Raw genomic sequence first — 213 nt, 5'->3', positions numbered from 1 at the left:
TAGAGCGCCCAGAACTGCGATCGCTTCGCCCCGTCGGTCGCGCCCGCGTTGCTCACACCGGATCCGCGCCGACCGATTCAAAAGGGGTTACGATTCGAAACGCCGCTCCGGACCGCTCCGCTCACATCGTGTCGGCGTACTTGTCCCGGCGGTAGAGGTCGATCTCGTGGGCCGACGAGCCCGGCCGCGACGCCGCGAACGCGATGGCCTCCG

At 68.5% G+C, this 213-nt stretch carries 1 pseudogene; it reads right to left on the bottom strand.

Going from position 1 to position 213, the window contains the following annotated elements:
• Window positions 1–121 precede the first annotated feature (121 nt).
• Window positions 122–213, bottom strand: a pseudogene (locus EXE45_RS21790) (SDR family NAD(P)-dependent oxidoreductase); the annotation flags it as partial.

Origin of the sequence: Halorubrum sp. SP9 (assembly GCF_005435015.1) — an archaeon.
Classification (GTDB): Archaea; Halobacteriota; Halobacteria; order Halobacteriales; family Haloferacaceae; genus Halorubrum; species Halorubrum sodomense.
This window is presented reverse-complemented; position numbering and strand designations above follow the sequence as displayed.